This is a genomic window from Synechococcales cyanobacterium CNB, from assembly GCA_030263455.1.
GTDB lineage: Bacteria > Planctomycetota > Phycisphaerae > Phycisphaerales > UBA1924 > CAADGN01.
In genome coordinates this window covers 191953-210447 of record SZOZ01000009.1, presented here as the reverse complement: position 1 = coordinate 210447, position 18495 = coordinate 191953, and the positions used below count along the sequence as shown (strand labels likewise).

11 protein-coding genes and 1 pseudogene are annotated in these 18495 nt (G+C 69.9%); 6 read left to right on the top strand and 6 right to left on the bottom strand.

The features are described 5' to 3' along the window. Nucleotides 1–15: 15 nt before the first annotated feature. From FBT69_10635 to FBT69_10620, 4 genes are all read right to left on the bottom strand, one after another. Nucleotides 16–1452 carry a hypothetical protein gene (locus FBT69_10635; GenBank protein MDL1905247.1) on the bottom strand — a complete coding sequence of 479 codons (1437 nt, stop codon included), beginning with the start codon at nucleotides 1450–1452 and terminating at the stop codon, nucleotides 16–18. 90 nt (nucleotides 1453–1542) lie between these two features. Next, nucleotides 1543–2817, bottom strand: coding sequence for a CCA tRNA nucleotidyltransferase (locus FBT69_10630; protein ID MDL1905246.1), 1275 nt, complete (start codon nucleotides 2815–2817; stop codon nucleotides 1543–1545). 125 nt (nucleotides 2818–2942) lie between these two features. Continuing rightward, entirely contained in the window at nucleotides 2943–3857 is a 915-nt protein-coding gene (gene murQ / locus FBT69_10625) for an N-acetylmuramic acid 6-phosphate etherase (GenBank protein ID MDL1905245.1), read from the bottom strand. Further along, on the bottom strand, nucleotides 3854–4945 hold the full coding sequence (locus tag FBT69_10620) for a hypothetical protein (protein ID MDL1905244.1): 1092 nt from the start codon (nucleotides 4943–4945) through the stop codon (nucleotides 3854–3856). The genes murQ and FBT69_10620 overlap by 4 nt, the downstream gene beginning before the upstream one ends. Before the next feature lie 227 nt (nucleotides 4946–5172). On the opposite strand from FBT69_10620, the gene FBT69_10615 reads away from it, so the two are divergent. Next, entirely contained in the window at nucleotides 5173–6201 is a 1029-nt protein-coding gene (locus FBT69_10615) for a prepilin-type N-terminal cleavage/methylation domain-containing protein (GenBank protein ID MDL1905243.1), read from the top strand. 1397 nt (nucleotides 6202–7598) lie between these two features. Here the strand turns inward: FBT69_10615 and FBT69_10610 are convergent. Together FBT69_10610 and FBT69_10605 are read right to left on the bottom strand one after the other, a co-directional pair. Beyond that, a pseudogene (locus FBT69_10610) lies at nucleotides 7599–7820 on the bottom strand (hypothetical protein). A 1306-nt stretch (nucleotides 7821–9126) separates the two neighbouring features. Continuing rightward, entirely contained in the window at nucleotides 9127–10365 is a 1239-nt protein-coding gene (locus tag FBT69_10605; protein MDL1905242.1) for a transcription termination factor Rho, read from the bottom strand. 136 nt (nucleotides 10366–10501) lie between these two features. Here FBT69_10605 and ptsP point away from each other — a divergent pair, with 136 nt between their 5' ends. The 5 genes from ptsP (at nucleotide 10502) to FBT69_10580 (ending at nucleotide 18477) form a co-directional block, all read left to right on the top strand. Then, complete coding sequence (gene ptsP, locus FBT69_10600) at nucleotides 10502–12433, top strand: phosphoenolpyruvate--protein phosphotransferase (protein ID MDL1905241.1); 1932 nt, start codon at nucleotides 10502–10504, stop codon at nucleotides 12431–12433. Nucleotides 12434–12751: 318 nt separating this feature from the next. Beyond that, the gene (locus FBT69_10595; protein ID MDL1905240.1) at nucleotides 12752–15115 is read left to right on the top strand and encodes an Rne/Rng family ribonuclease; all 2364 of its coding nucleotides are present in this window, start codon (nucleotides 12752–12754) and stop codon (nucleotides 15113–15115) included. Between the two features lie 6 nt (nucleotides 15116–15121). Further along, complete coding sequence (locus FBT69_10590; GenBank protein MDL1905239.1) at nucleotides 15122–16369, top strand: 1-deoxy-D-xylulose-5-phosphate reductoisomerase; 1248 nt, start codon at nucleotides 15122–15124, stop codon at nucleotides 16367–16369. Beyond that, entirely contained in the window at nucleotides 16362–18152 is a 1791-nt protein-coding gene (locus FBT69_10585; protein ID MDL1905238.1) for a tetratricopeptide repeat protein, read from the top strand. Before FBT69_10590 ends, FBT69_10585 begins: the two co-directional genes overlap by 8 nt. A 58-nt stretch (nucleotides 18153–18210) precedes the next feature. Beyond that, nucleotides 18211–18477 (top strand): ferredoxin family protein, encoded by a 267-nt coding sequence (locus FBT69_10580; GenBank protein MDL1905237.1) that lies wholly within the window; start codon nucleotides 18211–18213, stop codon nucleotides 18475–18477. Nucleotides 18478–18495 lie beyond the last annotated feature (18 nt).

Sequence of the window (18495 nt, the reverse complement as noted above, 5' to 3'; positions counted from 1 at the left end):
AACCCGCCGGGCGGATCACCGCTTGTCCTTCATCTGTTCCTGCCGGATCTGCTCGATCATCACGTCGATCTGCTGAGGCGACGGCACGTTGTCGAGCCGCATCAGGCCCAGTTTCGCGACTTCCTCGAACCGCTTGAGCACCTGCTGGATGCGCTGGAGGGTGCGGATCTGCTGCGCCCGCGCGGCGGAACGCTGGTTGTAGTCGCCCTGCACCTGGATGCGCCCGAACTCCTCCATGAGCCGACGGATCTCGCGCTCGCCCTCGGTGATGTCCTTCCCCCAGCGCTCCCAGATCTGCTTGGCGCGCCCCTCGATCATGTTGTGCCGGCGGTGCATCTGCAGCTCGAACAGCAGCTCGTCAAGGTTGCTGACGGTGCCCTTCGAGACGCCCAGGTCGCGCGCGATCTGGGGGGTCAAGGTGAGGGTGTTCTTGCCCTCGCCTCGAGCGAGCGCCTGGATGGTGTCCTTGAACTCGTCCTTGGTGCCATCGTTGGTCAGGAGGAACTCGTTGGGGCCTTCGGGGAGTCGTTCGAGCAGTTCGGCCCGACCGCCGACCATGCGGTAGGAGAGGACGTAGTCGGTCCTGGCCATGGCGGTGACGATGCGCGGGTCGTACCCGCCGTGGTTGGCCATGCCGCGGGCGTGACCCATGCCCGCCGAGAACAGCTTCTCGCGGACCATCTCGTCGCCCGTCGTGCCGTACTGGTAGATGAGGTTTCCGATGCCGCCCATCTTGCCGTCGGGATGGAAGTAGATCTCGGGGAAGTTGAACGGCAGGAAGCACGCCCCGCCCATGGCCTTCTTCACCCAGATGACAATGCGGGGCATGTAGCCCCATTTCTGCGGGATCTCCTGCGTGAAGATCGGCTCGATGTCCTCGGCGAGGAAGATCTGGCCGAACGCGGCGGCGTCGTCGGGCGCGTCGCTCCCGTCGCCGAACGTCCAGGCGTTGTCGATCACGACGATGAGCACGTCCGGCTTGTGCTGCCGCGCGTCCTCGAGCACGTTGCGGATCGGCGTGACCGAGATGTCGCGCCCGAAACGGCCGGTCATCTCCATCACGTACACGCCAGGCGCGCCGGGGTCTCCCGTCACGCGCGGGCTGGCGTCGCGCCGCTCGTCGCGCACGTTCGGGGCGGGTGTCTGAGGAGCGTCCGTCGTCGCTACGCCGCGCTGCACTTCGAGGATGTCGGCCTTGCGATAGACCGTCGGCGCGGCGATGCTGCCGACCTTCACCTCGAAGCGGATCTCCGTCGCGGTCTCTTCGAGAACCCGACCTTCGACGATGCGTCCGTCCTTGAAGATGATCACGTCCCTGGCGCGGGCCGCCGTGCCGTCCTGAAGCACCCCTGCGGTTGCTTCCTTCGCAGGGATCGGCGTCAGGACCGCGGCGGCCGCGACCACCACGCTCAGCACCGACACGACCCATCCACGCGCGCGCGCACTGCCCATATGTCTGCTTGCCCTTTCAGCCCGTTCGTTCGGAGTCGGGCCCGTTGCACACCGCTCGGACACCCCCTGAGATGCGACCCCGCACAGATATTAGACCCTCGTCCGGGCCGCAAGTTCCAGCGCAAGAGCCAAAGCCTCGTCTCGGGTTCGGATTCTGTCCTCCAGCTGGGCGTCGTAGACCGCCGAGAGGAGGGTCGCGAACTGAGGCCCTGGCGTCAACCCCGAAGCCGTCAGGTCGTCCCCGGTGATGATCGGCTCCGGCGATAGCCCCGAAGGCGTTGCGGTGAGCGCATGGACACATCTGGCCACTTCCGCCCCCACCTCAGGCCTGTACGCGGTCAACAGGGCGAGAGTTTGGGCAAAGTACCGGGTGGAAGCCAGTCGTTTTCGGGCCGCCACGCCGAGACCCGACCAACTCCCGGGCAGCCCGACCGCCCCCCCCAGCACGGCGCGGAGTTCGTCGCGCTCCTCGTTGCTCAGGCAGAGCGCCCTTCGGCGTGAACGGACCAAGGCGGGGAGTTGGGCTTCGCTTGCGATGTCTCCCCGGTCGATCGCCCAGGCACCGAGACACGCCGCGAGCCCGGTCTCGGGTCCGAGTCGGGCGAGAACCGTCGGCTCGGCATGACGGTGGGGGGCATCCAGAACCGGTCCGTCGAGGGCGAGAGACTGGAGCAACAGCACGGCCCGGGTGCGCGAGGGCCGATCCATCATGCTCCGAATCTCGTCGCCGATGCGCTCCCGGCTCACGCCGCCGAGCGCGGCAGCGTGTTCGCGGATTGCCCTCGCCGTTCCCGCCTCGATCTCAAACCCGAGCCTCGCCGCGAAACGGACGGCACGCAAGGCCCGCAGGTGGTCCTCGGCCAGACGCTGGGCCGGATCGCCCACCGCCCGGATGACCTTGCGCTCGAGGTCCGCGACGCCGCCGACGAGGTCGATGACTCGACCGCGTGCCCCGGGCGTGCCGCCCTCGGCGAAGGGGTCGAGGAAGAGGGCGTTGATGGTGAAGTCGCGCCGGCGTGCGTCGGCCGTCGCGTCGGCGAACTCGACGTGGTCCGGGCGGCGTCGGTCGGAATACGGCCCGTCGGCGCGGAACGTGGCGACCTCGACCGCTACATTGCGCTCCTTCACCAGCACGACGCCGAAACTCGCGCCGACCTCGTTGGTGCGGCGGAAGAGCGAGCGGATGCTCTCCGGGCGTGCGTCGGTGGCCACGTCGTAGTCGGTGGGTTCAAGCCCGAGGAGTTCATCGCGCACACACCCGCCGGCCAGGTAGGCCTCGTGCCCCGCCTCGCGGAGGACGCGGACGATGCCCACGGCCGCGGCACGGGCCTGCTCGCTCGTCCAGGGTTGTTTCGCGGCGGGCACGGCCAGAGTGTAGTGGCCGCGCGTGGGAGCCGGCAGCGAGCAGGAACGCGGTGGACGCGGAGGAGCGCGAAGAGGTCTGTGTCACGATCGGCTCCGATGTGATCGTCAGACCATCACTGGTTTACTCACGCTTCGCCGAGCGCTTCGCCGAGCCGACCTCCGCACGCGCGGAGGCGTTCCTCGGCCGATTCCCGCGCGACGCCGAGCCTGTGCATGACGACCGCCGTCTTCACCGCGCCGTCGGCGCGGGCGAGGAGCGAGAGCGCGTCATCGCGGCCGAGTCCCGTGAGCGTGGCGACGATGCGTGCCGCCCGGTCGCGGAGCTTGTCGTTCGTCGCGCGCACGTCGACCATCAGGTTCTCGTAGACGCGCCCGGCCCGCACCATCAGCGTGGTGGAGATCGTGTTCAAGGCGAGTTTCGTGGCGGTTCCCGCCTTCATCCGCGTCGAACCGGTCAGCACCTCGGGTCCGGTGCGGAGCACGATGAGATGGTCCACTCCCGCAGGAGTCTCGATCTCCGCGCAGACGATGAGCGCGGTTACCGGGCGATCGGGCAGCGACGCGGCACGCTCGATCGCGCCGAGGACGAAGGGCGTGGTCCCTCCGGCCGCGATGCCGATGATCGTGTCGCGTCGCGTGAGCCGCAGGGCGTCGAGATCGGTGTGCGCGCCGTCGTGTTCGTCCTCCTTCGATTCGCTCGAGCGAGTGAGCGCGGGCGCACCGCCCGCGATGATGCCCACGACACGCCCCGATTCAACCTGGAACGTCGGCATGGCCTCGGCCGCATCCAGCACCCCGAGCCGACCGGACGTGCCCGCTCCGACGTAGACCAGCCGTCCGCCCGCCGAGAAGCCCGGCTCGGCCGTCTCGATGAGAGCCGTGAGCGATGGGGCGGCCTGGCGCAGGGCGTCGATCACGCGGGCGTCCTCCTCGTTGATCAGGCGGACACACTCCGCGATGCTCATGCGATGGAGTGACGCGCTGCGCGGGTTGCGCTGTTCGGTCAGAAGGTGCGAGCGGTCGGGGAGAGAGTTGCTCATGGTTTCGCCCAGCAGCCGGCGACAGGCGCCGGTCGCGTGCAGCCGGTGACGCGCGGCAGCGTGATCGGAACGCGATCGTCGCAGAGCGCGCCGAGGACAGCCATCGCGACGGCCTCGCGATCGCCGACGCAGACGCCGTGCGCGGAGGTCGTCTCGGCCGGAGCGGCGCAGCGCGCGCCGATTGTCTCGACGAGAGCGCGGTTGTGCGCACCGCCGCCCGCGAGCAGCACGCGATCGCACTCCCCGACAGCCCGCGCAACGGCGACCGCGATTGCCTCGCAGACCGACCGGCACAGGTCGTTCGGCGCGACGCCCGCGCCGAGATCGGCGACCAGAGCGGCGGACTCGTCCCCCGTGCCGAGCGAGCGTCCGCTCGTCCGCTGCGCTTCGAGGCGGGAGGACAAAGCGTCAACGACGCGCGGTAGTGGGCGGCCCCGCGAGGCGGCCGCGCCTTCGGCATCGAACGGAGCGTGCAGAGCCGCGCGAGCAGCCGCGTCGAGCAGATGGTTGCACGCGCACACGTCCGCCGCCTCGATCGTGTCGAGCGAATCGGACGCCGACTCGACGCGAGGCAGGCGCGTCACGTTGCAGAAGCCGCCGAGGTTCACGATCGTGCGCCGCTCGCCGGGGTCGCCGAAGAGGATCGCGTCCGCGATCGGCGTGATCGGCGCGCCCTGCCCGCCCGCCGCCAGGTCCGCGGCCCTCAGGTCGAACACGACGGGCACGCCCACCTCGCTGGCGAGCACGGCCCCGTTCATCAGCTGCCAGCTCAGCGGCGGCGCGTGGAACACCGTCTGCCCGTGCGCGGCCACAAGGTCGATCACCGCGCCGCGCGACGCGTCTCTCACCGCATCCGCGTGAAGCAGCGCCAGGTCGCGCGCCATCGCGGCGATCTCGCCCGCGGTGTGTGCGCGCCCCGAAGCCAGCGACCGCAGGCGCGTGCCCAGATCGCCCAGCGGCCGCCCGGCTGTCCGCTCGACACAGGCGCGAATCCCCAGCCCGCGTCCCTCGACGCGCACCAGCGCGGCGTCGAGACCGTCGAGGCTGGTGCCCGTCATGCAGCCGACGATCGCGCGAGAAGGTGGCACGGCATGAGCGTACGCAGGGCGAGAGCGTCCCGCGCGCAAAGCCCTTGACCGATCGCTTGCGCCGCGGAGCGCGCTCGTTCATCGTTTCTGAACACGGCGGACCGGAGGCTTGTCGCAATCTGAGCGCGACGCTGACCCGAGCGTGACGCATGGCGAGGTAGTGTTCTGCCCTGAACGCGTCGTGGGGCGCGCAGTCTGGAACACACACGGGCCGGAGGCACACGCTCATGGGAACGCGCACGGATCGTCGGGGGTTCACGCTGATCGAGTTGCTCGTGGTGATCGCGATCATCGCGCTGCTGATCGGGATCCTGCTCCCCGCGCTGGGCAAGGCGCGGCAGGCGGGGCAGATGGCGATGTGCGCGAGCAACCAGCGCACCGTCGCGCAGGGAGTGGCGTTCTACACCGCGAGTCACGACTACTTCCCCGCGGCCTACGTCTACGGGTCGGATGAGTACTCGGGGGAGTGGAAGGTGGAGCAGCAGCAGGAAACCAACCCGATCCCGGCGAACGGGTACATCCACTGGTCGTGGGCGCTGTTCGGCGGGACGGACGGGGGTGCGAACGTGCCGGAGGGCGCGTTCGAGTGCCCGACGATGACGAGCCGCGGCGCGCCGCGGACGAACCCCGGATCGAACACCGATGACTGGGAGCCGGGTCAGCAGAATGACCTCGGCAACGGCCCCGGGGCGCAGACGCCGCGCGACCGACAGGCGGCGCGGGTGGCGATCACGGGGAACGCGGCGCTGTTCCCTCGCAACAAGTTCTGGCCGGGGACGCTGCGGAAGAACCAGCTGGCTCGTGTGGCGTGGATCGACGGGGCGCAGCAGGGCGCTTCGAAGACGATCCTGGCGACGGAGTTCTACGACAACAGGGATCGTTGGACGTCGCTGGCCAGCCACTTTGACGGGCGGATCAAGAGCCATCGCTCGGTGACGCCGTTCATCGGTCGATCGTCGGGGAGCGACGTCTACAACGAGCCGAACTCGGGCGGGGTGCCGCGGTTCGTGTACCCGGACAAGGACTCGATCCTGCCGACGAAGAAGCTCGGGCCGAACATGATCGACAACCCGCTGAGCACGCTGAACGCGGTGGGTCGGCACCACTTCAGCGAGAAGGTGAACTTCGTGTTCGTGGACGCGCACGTCGAGTCGCTGACCGTGCAGGACACGATCAAGGACCGGCTGTGGGGGGACAGGTTCTACTCGATCACCGGGAACAACCGCGTGGACCTGAAGTTCAACAAGTGGGATTGACGGAGGACGGGAGAGAGGAACGAGAGAGGTCGTCGTTGTGATGGCCCCCGCCGGGTGGAGACCGGCGGGGGCCGGAGAGCCGGAAGGACGGAAAAGCCTGACCCGATGAGCGGCCGCCGCGCGGCGGTGCGCGATCGTTACGCCCACACCCCGTACAGAGAGAGGATCATCCATGTCCAGGAAGAATCTGCTCACGTTCGTCGCGCTCGGCCTCGTCGGTGGCGCGGCCTCGATCGCCGCGGCGCAGCCGTACATGGTCAACGGCACTGGCGCCACGCTGCTGCAGTTCGTGTTCAAGCGCCCGGCGTCGACCAACGACTTCATCGACGTCGACGGGGACTGCCTGCTGGCGATCGACGGCGACCAGCTGGCGCCGTTCGATAGCAGTTTCCCGTGGCGGCCGGACCAGCACTGGCAGGTGACGTACCGCGTGGTCGGATCGGTGAACGGGTTCGCAGAGTTGCGGGACTGGGGCTTCACGTACCTGACGATGCCGGACCTCGACGCCGGGGCGAACACCTACACCTCGGCGTTCTCGGATGAGTCGCTGTGGAACCGGGACGTGTTCGTGTCGGCGGGCATCCCGCAGGGGTTCTACAACGCCGCGAACCCGGGCGGCACGCCGGTGCGCTCGCTGATGGACGGCACCTTCCGCGTGACGACGAGCACGGACCCGAGCGTGGGCGGCATCCTGGTGGATTTCGCGGCCATCGACGTGCCGATCGGGTGGTCGGTGCGGCAGGAGACCGGCTCGCCGAAGTTCAATCGCGTGCCCGGCGCGCCCGGCTACGGTGACAACCCCGCGCCGATCGTGAACAAGGACGGGACCGAGGTGGAGACGGAGGACAGTCGCCTCCCGTCGCTGTTCGGGTTCAACGGTCCGATCAACGTCAACTACGGCAACCCGGACGAGTACACGGCCTTCGACACGCTGATCGCGAACGCGCCGGTCGGTGCGATGGTGAACTACGGCGTGGGCCGGGACGAGATGCACATGTCGGACCTGCGGTTCCTGTTCGCGACGGGACGGCTGTCCACGGGTGAGAACCTGATGGCCGTGACGCGCGACGTGGGATCGGGGACGCGCAACGCGTGGGCGAACGGCATCTGCCTCGACCCGTCGTGGTGCGTGGGCGAGAACATCGGAGCGCGGACGGTGAGCACGGCGAACGACCGGCTCGGGCCGGACTTCCAGCCCTCGAACAAGGGCGGTTCGAGCCGGGTCGAGGGCACGGTCATCAACCATCGTCTCGGGATCGGGCACACCGGCGCGGAGCGCGGGGCGTCCGCGGGTTGGCTGACGGGCGGGCGCGCAGACTACCTCGCGGTGATTTCCGACCTGAAGGGCGGCGTGGTCGCGGCGCGTCCGAACCTCGTCAACGTGCTGGACGCGGGGATCAACGGGTACAACATCCAGGGGCCGGCGGTGATCGCGACGCTGGGCGACCCGCTGAGCGCTCCGGCGGAACTCGGCGGGTACGGGATGTTCGAGCCGTACCTGGACTGGGGTTTGGACGGCATCTCCGGGACGAACGACGCGGGCGAGGGCAACTGCCAGTACGACGTGGGCGAGCCGTTCGTGGACATGAACGGGAACGGCGTGCGTGACGCCGTCGAGGCGCGCCCGCCCGAGCATGCGCTCAACCCGGCGATGCGGAACCCGCAGGCCGCCGCGTACGTGAACAACATCACGCGGTCGATCCAGGCGTTCTCGGAGGTTCCCAGCGCCGATGAGAACCTGTTCACGCCGGGCGAGTACATGGCGCTGAACTACGTGCTGGTGGCCGCGTCGCTCAACGTGCCGCAAAACCCGCCGCCGTCGGATGCGTCCTGCGTGCCGCTGGTTCCGAACCCGGACTTCAACCCGGCGTTGTACGACTTCATCCTGAACGAGTCCGGCAACGTGCTGGGCACGCCGCCGTTCAACAGTTTCAACTACGCCACGGCGGGCGTTGCGCCCACGCGCAAGACGGGCGAGACGTACTCCGACGGCGTGGTCGGCGGGGGGAACTACGTCGATCAGGCGGGCAACCCTGTTTCCTACGGCAGTTCGCTGAACATGCGCAACAAGGTGTGCGGCGACTTCAACAACGACGGGAAGCGAGACCTCAACGACGCGCTGGAGATGATGAAGGCGTACCGGGCGCGCAACGGGGGGCCGGCGTGGCAGCCGGGAACGCCGGCCGTGATCGAGATCCTGGGCGACTTCAACGGCGACGGGAACTTTGACGCGGCGGACATCCGCTATTGGGCCGATGGCCTGGCGATCGACCCGGCGACGGGCAGAGTCAACCGCGCCAAGGGCTTCAAGGCGGTCGATGACGCCTGGCAGGCGCTCACCGGCAGCAACAACTTCTTCGGGACGACGATCGCGGGCGGCCTGCCGTACATGAGCGGCGACTCGGCGGCGGACGTGTCCGGGCCGGGCGCGAAGCACACACGCGGGTTCGCGCCGATCGGGCACGACGGCGTGATCGACATGCACGACGTGGACTACATCAAGGCCCAGTTCATCGGCAACCCGTTCGTGACCGATGGCGTGGCGGACTGGGAAGACATCAACGAGGCCGTCGGGTTCGACCTCTCGGGCGACGTGACGGGCGACCTGCGCGTGAACCAGGAGGACGTGAACGCCGTGCTGGCGATCCTCGGGATGGACTGCCCCGCGGACTTCAACGGGGACACGATCGTGAACTCGCTCGACTTCATCGCCTTCCTGAACGCCTACACGGCGAGCGATCCGAGGGCCGACTTCAACGGCGACACGGCGATCAACTCGCTGGACTTCATCGCGTTCCTGAACGCGTACGTGGCGGGCTGCCCGTGACGCGAGCCTGATCGAGAAGCCCCGCACGCGGCGCGCCCCGCCGCGAGACGCCCCCGGCCGTGCGCGGGGGCGTTTTCATGCGCCGCGGCGGGCGTTCGTCAGCGGGCGGAGCCGACGAGTTGGGCGTTGGTGGGGAAGCGTTCGAGAGCGGCAAGGAGTTGTTCGACCTGCTGCGGGGGGGGCATGCTCATGAGCCGGCGGCGAAGGGCGGTGATGGTGGCGAGTTCCTGCTCGTCCATGAGCAGGTGCTCCTTTCTGGTGCCGCTGGCGGCGAGGTTGATGGCGGGGAAGAGCCGCTTCTCGGCGATCTTGCGGTCGAGGATGAGCTCCATGTTGCCGGTGCCCTTGAACTCTTCGAAGATGACCTGGTCGCCCTGTGAGCCGGTGTCCACGAGGCAGGTGGCGAGCATGGTGAGGCTGCCGGCCTCCTCGGTGTTGCGTGCGGAGCCGAAGATTTGCTTGGGGACTTCGAGGGCGCGGCTGTCGATGCCGCCGGTCATGGTTCGGCCGCTGCTGGCGTGCTTGCGTGAGCGGTTGAAGGCTCGGCCGACGCGTGTGAGCGAGTCGAGCATGACGACGACGTGCTTGCCGGCCTCGACCATGCGCTTGCAGCGTTCGACGCAGGTGATGCAGACCTCCACGTGGCGCTCGACGTCGTGGTCATTGCTTGATGCGATGAGGCGGACGCGGTCGCCCCAGGGGCGCGGGTCAGGCTCGGCGGGGCGCGGTTCGCCGTTCGTGCCGGGCGGGCCGTTGGGTCGGGCGGGCATGGAGGGGCCGAGGAAGGTCCGACGGAAGTCGGTGACTTCTTCGGGCCGCTCATCGACGAGGAGGAGGAAGACGTAGACCTCCGGATGGTTGCGGAGGATGGACTCGGCGATGTTCTTGAGCAGTGTGGTCTTGCCGGCCTTGGGGGGGGAGACGATGAGGCCCCGCTGGCCGCGCCCGATGGGACAGAAGAGGTCGATGAGCCGACATGCCGCCGGGCAACCGGGGTATTCGAGGGTGAGGCGGGGCTGGGGGTCGATGGAGGTGAGTTCGTCGAAGGGCTTGCACTCGCGGTAGCGCTCGGGGTCGAGTCCCTCGATGGCGAGGAAGCGTTCGACGACGGGACGGGATTGGCGGGGTGCGCCCGGCCGGCCCCGGCGGCGACGCCGCGGCTTGCGGTGCACGACCTCGACGGTGACTTCGAGGCCCGAGCGCAGAGGCAACTGGTCCCCGAAGTTGACGGGAACGAAAGGATCGTCCGCGCTCTCGACGATTGTCGCGCCGGCCATCTGCCGGACACGACCTTCCGAGCGCTGCGGCCACTCAAGGATGCCGGTCAGCGTCTTCATCCAGACCCGGTTGTCTTCGTCCCGGCGCGGGCCGCGGGGTGAACGCCCCCGACCCAGGCCGCGGGCGGCTTTCCCTCCGAGCGGCGCCGCCCGCACCAGCGATGAATGAGAGCCGTGCGAGGGGTTGAAGTCAAGCATGGGCGGAAAAGCCGTACCGAGGGGATCGGGCGGGAGTGGGCCGGGGCTTGAGGGAAGTATCGAGAGCGGTTCGCATAGGATGCGGCCGCGGCGGCCCCGCGGGTGCGTGGGGCGTACAACGGGTCCGCCGACGCCGATCGTGGTCCTTGCCTCGCGGCCTCACTCCATGCACGTGATCCAGGGCATTCCGGTCTCCCCAGGCGTTGTGATCGCGCGAGCGTTCGTGCTGGGCGACGACCGGGTGTGGGTGCCGCGCCGGTCGCTCGCGCCGGAGGCCGTCGAGGCGGAGCAGGCGCGGTTCGATCGGGCGCTGGCGGACGCGGTCGCGGACCTCGACCGCGTGCATGCCGAGGCGGAGCGAGAGATGGGGTCGGAGGCCGCAAAGGTCTTCCTGTTCCACAAGGGGATGCTGCGCGATCGGAGCCTGATCGACCCGATCCGGGCGAAGATCGCGTCGGAGCGCGTGAACGCGGAGCACGCCGTCACGACGGTCTTCGATGATCTGGCGGCGCAGTTCCGAAGGAAGACGGACTCGGCCTTCACGACGAAGGCGGACGACATCCGCGACCTGGCGAATCGCCTGCTCACGTGCCTGGTCGGGCAGCGGCGTTCGCGGCTGGACGAGATCACCGAGCCGACCGTGGTGATCGCGCGCGACCTGACGCCCTCGCAAACGGCGTCGTTCAACCGGCGCACGGTGGTGGGGTTCGCCACGGACGCGGGCGGGCGGACGAGCCACACGGCGATCGTGGCCAACGGGCTGGGGCTGCCCGCGGTGGTGGGGTGCCACAACGTGACGTCGCTCGCCTCGGACGGAGAGCGCGTGGTGCTGGACGGAGATCGCGGCGTGGTGATCCTGGACCCTGACAATGAGCAACTGGGCAAGTACGCGGGCTACGCGGAGCAGCACCGGCTGGCGGAGCTGTCGCTGGCGGAACTGGCGGACCAGCCCGCCGTGACGCGCGACGGCACGCCGGTGGAGTTGCTCGGGAACATCGAGTTCCCGGAGGAAGTGTCGGCGGTGCTGTCTCACGGCGGGACGGGGGTGGGGCTGTACCGGACGGAGTTCCTGTTCCTGGCGGCGAACCGGGAACCGAGCGAGGAGGATCACTTCGAGGCGTACCGGACGGCGATCGGGCTGCTCGACGGGCGGCCGCTGACGATCCGGACGATCGATTTGGGTGCGGACAAGTACACGCAGGCGCGTGCCGCGGTACCGGAGCGGAACCCCGCGCTGGGGCTTCGGTCGATCCGGTACTGCCTGGCGGAGCGGGCGATCTTCAAGCGTCAGTTGCGGGCGATCCTGCGGGCGAGCGCGCTGGGTCCGGTGAAGATCATGTTTCCGCTCATCACGTCGATCGGGGAGTTGCGGCACGCGCGGCTGATTTTGCGCGACGTGATGGAGGATCTGGCGGAAGAGGGGGTGGCCTTCGACCGTTCGGTGCCGGTGGGGATGATGGTGGAGTTGCCCTCGGCGGCGTTGCAGGCGGGCATTTTCGCACGGGAAGTGGATTTTTTCTCAATCGGGACGAATGACCTCGTGCAGTACACGCTGGCGGTCGATCGAACCAATGAGCGGGTGGCTGGGCTGTACCAGCCTTGGCACCCGGCGGTGGTGATGCTGATCCGCCAGGTGGCGCGGGCGGCCCGGAAGGCGGGCATCCCGGTGTCGTGCTGCGGTGAGGCGGCAGGGGAGCAGGCCTACGCGATGTTGCTGCTCGGACTCGGGCTGCGTACCCTTTCGGTGACGAGCGGCGCGATCCCGCAGGTCAAGCGGCTTGTGCGATCGGTCACGATGCAGGAGTGCGAGCGTGTGGCGCGAAAGGCGCTGACGTTCGATTCGGACGTCGAGGTTTCCGCATACGTGCGGGAGCACGTCCGCAAGATTGTCCCGGAGGCCTCCGGCGGTCGTTCCGCCGGGGGGGGGTAGGCGAAGCCCGAAGCGGCGAGCGCTCCCGAAGCCGAAGGGTGAAGACGAAGAGGCGTGACGCCGCCCGGCGTCGTGCCCGACAGACGAAGCCCCCGGCAGGCTCGCGGCGTGACGCCGCCGGCCGATCCGGGTCGGCGCCCCGGCCGGCGCGAGGGCACGCGCCCGCACGCCACCGGCCGGGACAACGGGACTTGCGGCGTGCGCTCCGTGCGGGCGCGGCGCGCGGGTTCCGACCGGCCGCCCGTTGTGTTTCGGGCGGGCGATCGTCCTCCTCGGGGACGGCGGCGCGCGGCGGTCAGGCCGGCGAGCCAGAAGAAGATGCCATCGACACGAATGCTGATCAACTACGTCCCCGGCGAGGAATGCCGCGTGGCGATCGTGGAGGACGGGAAGCTCGAGGAGTTCCACGCCGAGCGCGTGGACGCCGTGAGCAGGGTGAACAACATCTACGTCGGGAAGGTGACGAACGTCGAGGCCGGGATCCAGGCGGCGTTCGTGGACTTCGGCGTGGAAGAGAACGGCTTTCTGCACGTCTCGGACCTGCACCCGCGGTACTTCCCGGGCGAGGAGGACGCGACGGAGCAGGTGGGGAAGAAGACGCCGCGGCGCGAACGCCCCCCCCTTCAGGAGTGCCTGAAGCGCGGGCAGGAAGTGATCGTGCAGGTGCTGAAGGAGGGCGTGGGGACGAAAGGCCCGACGCTGACGAGTTACCTGTCGATCCCCGGGCGGTACCTGGTGATGATGCCGCTGATGGACAAGGTGGGGGTGTCGCGGAAGGTCGAGGACGAGGAGCAGCGCGCGAAGATGCGCGAGATTCTCGACCAGCTGGAACTGCCGGAGGGGTTCGGGTTCATCCTTCGTACGGCGGGCTTCGAGCGGACGAAGGCGGAACTGAAGCGAGACCTGGCCTACCTGCTGCGGCTGTGGAAGGACATGGAGCAGCGGCTGAAGCAGGGGAAGAAGCCGCGGCTGCTGTACTCGGAGAGCGACCTGCTGGTGCGCGCCCTGCGCGACTTCGTGACGAACGACGTGAGCGAGATCGTGATCGACGATGAGGGCGCGCTGAAGCGCGCGAGCCGGTTCATGAAGATCGTCGCGCCGCGTTCGAGCGTGAAACTGCTGCACTACACCGGCCGGAGACCGCTCTTCCACGCGTTCGGGGTAGAGCCGCAGATATCGAACATGCACGCGCGCGAGGTGCCGCTGCCCTCGGGAGGGCGGCTCGTGATCGACGAGACGGAGGCGGTGGTGGCGATCGACGTGAACAGCGGAAAGAGCCGCTCGGCGCGCGACGCGGAGACGAACGCCTACCGGACGAACCTGGAGGCGGCGGACGAGATCTGCCGGCAGATCCGGCTGCGCGACCTGGGGGGGATCATCATCAACGACCTGATCGACATGCGCGCGTCGAAGCACCGCAAGGCGATCGAGCAGCGCTACCGCGAGCGGCTGAAACGCGACCGGGCGAAGAGCACGATCCTGCCCATCTCGGGCTTCGGCATCCTCGAGATGACGCGCCAGCGCATGCGCGGGAGCCACGAGAGCGTGCACTTCCACGAGTGCCCGACCTGCCACGGCCGGGGGCTGGTGCAGCGCCCGTCGTCGGTGGCGTCGGATGCGCTGCGTGAACTGGCCGCGCTGCTGGAGCACGACCAGGTGGCGCGGGTGGAACTCGTCGTCAGCCCGCGTGTGGCGGGCGAGCTGCTCTCGAACAAGCGTCGGAGCCTGTCGCGGGTGGAGCGTCGGAGCGGCAAGCACGCGGACGTTCGGGTGAGCGAGACGCTGCCGGTGGACCGTTTCTCGCTGTACGCCTACGACGCGTCGGGGGCGGACATCGACGTGTCGCGCCTGCCCGCGCCGAAGGCGCCGGAGTCGGAGTTGAAGCCGTGGGAGGACGCGCCAGGTGACGAGGCGTGGGCGCTCGATCCAGGCGAAGCGCCCCCCCCCGAGGCGGAGGCGGCGGAGGAGGAACAGTCCGTCGAGCCGGAGCCGACGCCGCACCCGATCGAGATGGACGGGCCGGAGGAGGGCGACGAGGGCGCGGGCGAGGGTGGGGGGAAGAAGAAGCGTCGCCGCCGTCGCCGCCGTCGCAAGGGTGCGGGGGAGGGGACAGGAAGCGCGCCCGCGGAAGGCGCGGAGGCGCCCTCGACCGCCGCTCCGGTCGAGGGCGGCGTGTGCGATGACGCCGCTGCGAGCGCGGGCGAGAGCGCGCCGGCCGAAGGCGGTGATGGTGGGGGGAAGAAGAAGCGTCGCCGTCGGCGCCGCCGCCGCAAGGGCGCGGGCGAGAGCAGCGGCGAGCCTTCCGGTGCGGAGGGAACGCCCGAGGGGGCGCCGGCGCGCGAGGCCGAGGAGGGTTCCCACGCCCCGGAAGCGGGGGAGGCTTCGGGCGATGGGCCGCCGGATGACGGCGCGGCACAGGGTGAGTCCGGGCTGAAGAAGAAGCGTCGTCGTCGTCGTCGCAGGCGAGGCGGAGGCGGCGGGTCGGAGGGCGTGGGCGCGAGCGATGGCGTCCGCAGCGACGGGATGGAGCGGACGGGCGAGTCGAGCGCGCCCGCGAGCGCGCCGGCGGTCTCGCCGAACGGTCAGCCCGCGCCGAAGCCGCAGCCCCGGACGCTGTATGCTGCGTCGCGGCGCCGCCTGCTGCCGAGCGAGAAGGCGCGTCTGAAGCCGAAGGAGGAGTGACGCGGGATGGCCGGGCGGGGCGCGACATCGGGAACGGAGATGCTCAGCGTGCGCCGGCTCATCGTGCTCGGTTCGACGGGGTCGATCGGGACGCAGGCGCTCGAAGTGGTGCGGCACCTGAACGGGCTGCACCGGGCCGGGGTATCGCCGGTGCGGTTCGAGGTGGTGGGCCTGGCGGCCGGCCGGAACGCGGGTCTGCTGGCGGAGCAGGCGTGTGAGTTCGGCGTGCGTGAGTGCGCGTTGGCGGAGGGGGGGGGCGTCGAGGGCGTGCGCTGCCGGGTCGGGCCTGGCGCCGCCGAGGCGCTGGTGCGCGAGGTCGAGTCGGACGTCGTGCTGGCGTCGATCGTGGGCGTGGCGGGGCTTCCCGCGACGCTGGCGGCGGTGGAACTGGGGCGCGACGTCGCGCTGGCGAACAAGGAAACGCTGGTCGCCGCTGGCGCGCTGGTTGTGCCGGCGGCGCAGCGAGCGGGCGCGCGGTTGCTGCCGGTCGATAGCGAACACTCGGCGGCGTGGCAGTGTCTCGCCGGTCTGCCGGGGTGCGCGGATTGGCCGCCGATGATCGCGCCCGTGTGCGTTCAGCGGCTGGTGCTGACGGCGTCGGGCGGGCCGTTCAGGACGTGGACCTCTGCGCGGGCGTACGACGCGACGCCCGAGCAGGCCTTGGCGCACCCGACCTGGTCGATGGGCGCGAAGGTCACGATCGACTCGGCGACGCTGGTGAACAAGGGGCTGGAGGTCGTCGAGGCGCACTGGCTCTTCGGGCTGGGCGCGGACCGCATCGGGGTGCTGATCCATCCGGGATCGATCGTGCACGCGATCGCGGAACTGGCGGACGGGTCGGCGATCGCGCAGCTGGGCGCGCCGGACATGCGCGTGCCGATCCAGCACGCGCTCTGCGCGCCGTTGCGGCTGCCGGGGTGCGGGCGTTCGCTGGACCTCGACAGCCTGCGGACGTTCGAGTTCGAGACGCCGTGCGAGGAGCGGTTCCCGGCGATCGGGCTGGCGCGGCGCGTGGTCGAGGTGGGGGGCACGGCGGGCGCGGTATTCAACGCGGCGAACGAGGCGGCTGTGGACGCCTTCTTGCGGACAAGGTTGATCCCATTCGGGCGGATCGTGGAGATCGTGCGAGAGGCGATGGAAGCGATCGCGCCGCGGACGGTACGAACGCTCGCGGACGTGATGGAGGCGGACGGCGAGGCACGGGCGTTCGTGGCGTCGCTCGTGGGCGAGTTGGCGGGGCGCAGCGTTGGCTGATCCGAACCGGGCGATCCAGCAGGCGATCGAACTGCACCGCGCCGGTCGCACGGCGCAGGCCCTGGCCGCGGCGCGCCGGGCAGTGGCGGCGGCGCAGGGGAACGCGAACGCGCACAACGTCCTTGGCGTGATCTTGCTGGAGTCCGGGGACGCGGCGGGAGCGGAGCGGGCGCTGCGGCGAGCGGCGTCGCTTTCGGTGAATGCGCCCGGGCCGCACAACAACCTGGGCAACGCGCTGGCCGCGCTGGGCAGGCTGGAGGAGGCGGAGACGGCGTATCGGCGCGCGCTGGAGATCGACCCGGCGTACGTTCCTGGCGCGCTCGGCCTGTCTCGTGTGCTCACGCTCCAGGACCGGAACGAGGAGTCGGCGGAGGCGGCGGGCGTGGGGGCGGCGGCGAACCCGCGCGACGCGAGACTGCGTGTAAACCTCGGCGGCGCGCTGCTGGCGGCGGGGCGCGTGACGGAAGCGGTGGCCGCCCTGCGTGAGGCGGTCGCGATCGCGCCCGCGGACGCCGAAGCGCTTCGGCAACTGGTGAGCGCGTTGCACTACGACGCGAATGCGTCGGCGGACGAGGTGTTCGAGTTGCACCGGCGGCTGGGGCGGCTGGTCTCGGGCGGGCGCACACCGCCCGCGATGCGACCGTCGGACGCGGGCAAGCGGCCCCTGCGGGTGGGGTACGTGTCGTCGGACTTCCGGGCGCACTCGGTGGCGTTCTTCATCGAGCCGATCGTGGAGCGCCACGACCGCGACGAAGTGCACGTGACCTGTTACATGACCGCGCCGCGGCGCGACGACACGACGGAACGGATCCGGTCGAAGTCGGACGCCTGGGTGGACGCCGCCGGGATGAGCGACGACGCGCTGGTGCGACGCGTGCGCGCGGACGGGATCGACGTGCTGGTGGAGTTGGGCGGGCACACGGTGGGCAACCGGCTCGGCGCGCTGGCGGCGAGGGCCGCGCCTGTGCAGGCGACGTGGATCGGCTACCCGGCGACGACGGGCGTGCCCGCGATCGACGCGAGGCTCGTGGACAGCGCGACGGATCCGGACGGCGCGGAGCGGCTCGCAATGGAACGGCTGGTGCGGCTCGACCCGTGCTTCCTGTGCTATCGGCCGCTGGACGATTCACCCGACGTGCGACGGGGGCCGGTGGAGTCGTCGGGCGTCGTGACGTTCGGCTCGTTCAACACGCTGCCGAAGATGGGCGAATGGACGCTCGCGGCGTGGGCGGACGTGCTGCGCCGTGTGCCCGGGTCGAGGCTCGTGCTGAAGAACATGGGGCTTGCGGACGCGCGGGCGCGGGAACGAATCGCGGCGTTCTTCGAGGGGCGCGGCGTGGAACGATCGCGGCTCGACCTGCTCGGGCCGACGCCGGGCCAGCGCGAGCACCTGGAGGTGTACGGCCGCGTGGACGTGGGATTGGATACGTTCCCGTATGCCGGGACGACGACGACGTGCGAGGCGATGTGGATGGGCGTGCCGGTGGTGACTGTGGCAGGCGGCGCGCACGCGTCGCGGGTGGGGCTGAGCCTGTTGCGCGCAGTGGGGCTTGAGGACTTGTGCGCGCCGACGGTGGAGGCGTTCGTTGAGTCGGCGGTCTTGCTGGCGCGGGATCGGGAACGGCTTGCGTCGCTGCGAGGCGGGCTGCGCGACCGGGTGGCACGGTCACCCCTGTGCGACGCGGCTGGCGCGTGCCGGCGGGTGGAGTCGGCGTACCGGAGTCTGTGGTCGTCGGCGTGCGGGGGTGAGGCGGGGCACGGGTCCGAGCGTGGCCGTCTATGATCGGCGGCGCAGGCCCGGGAGCGGGCCTGGCGGAGCATTCACGCGGAGTCGCCTTGCCATGCCGCACATCATCGGCGAGCCATGCATCGGTACGAAGGACACGTCGTGTGTGGACGTGTGCCCAGTGGACTGCATTCACCCGACGAAGGACGAGCCGGAGTTCGAGACGGCGGAGCAGTTGTACATCGACCCGGACACGTGCATTGACTGCGGTCTGTGCGTGGACGAGTGCCCGGTGAAGGCGATCTACCCGCAGGAAGACCTGCCGCCGGAGTGGAGCAAGTACATCCAGGTGAACCTGGAGTACTACCAGAAGAAGGGCTGAACGGGCGGGCGATCGCTC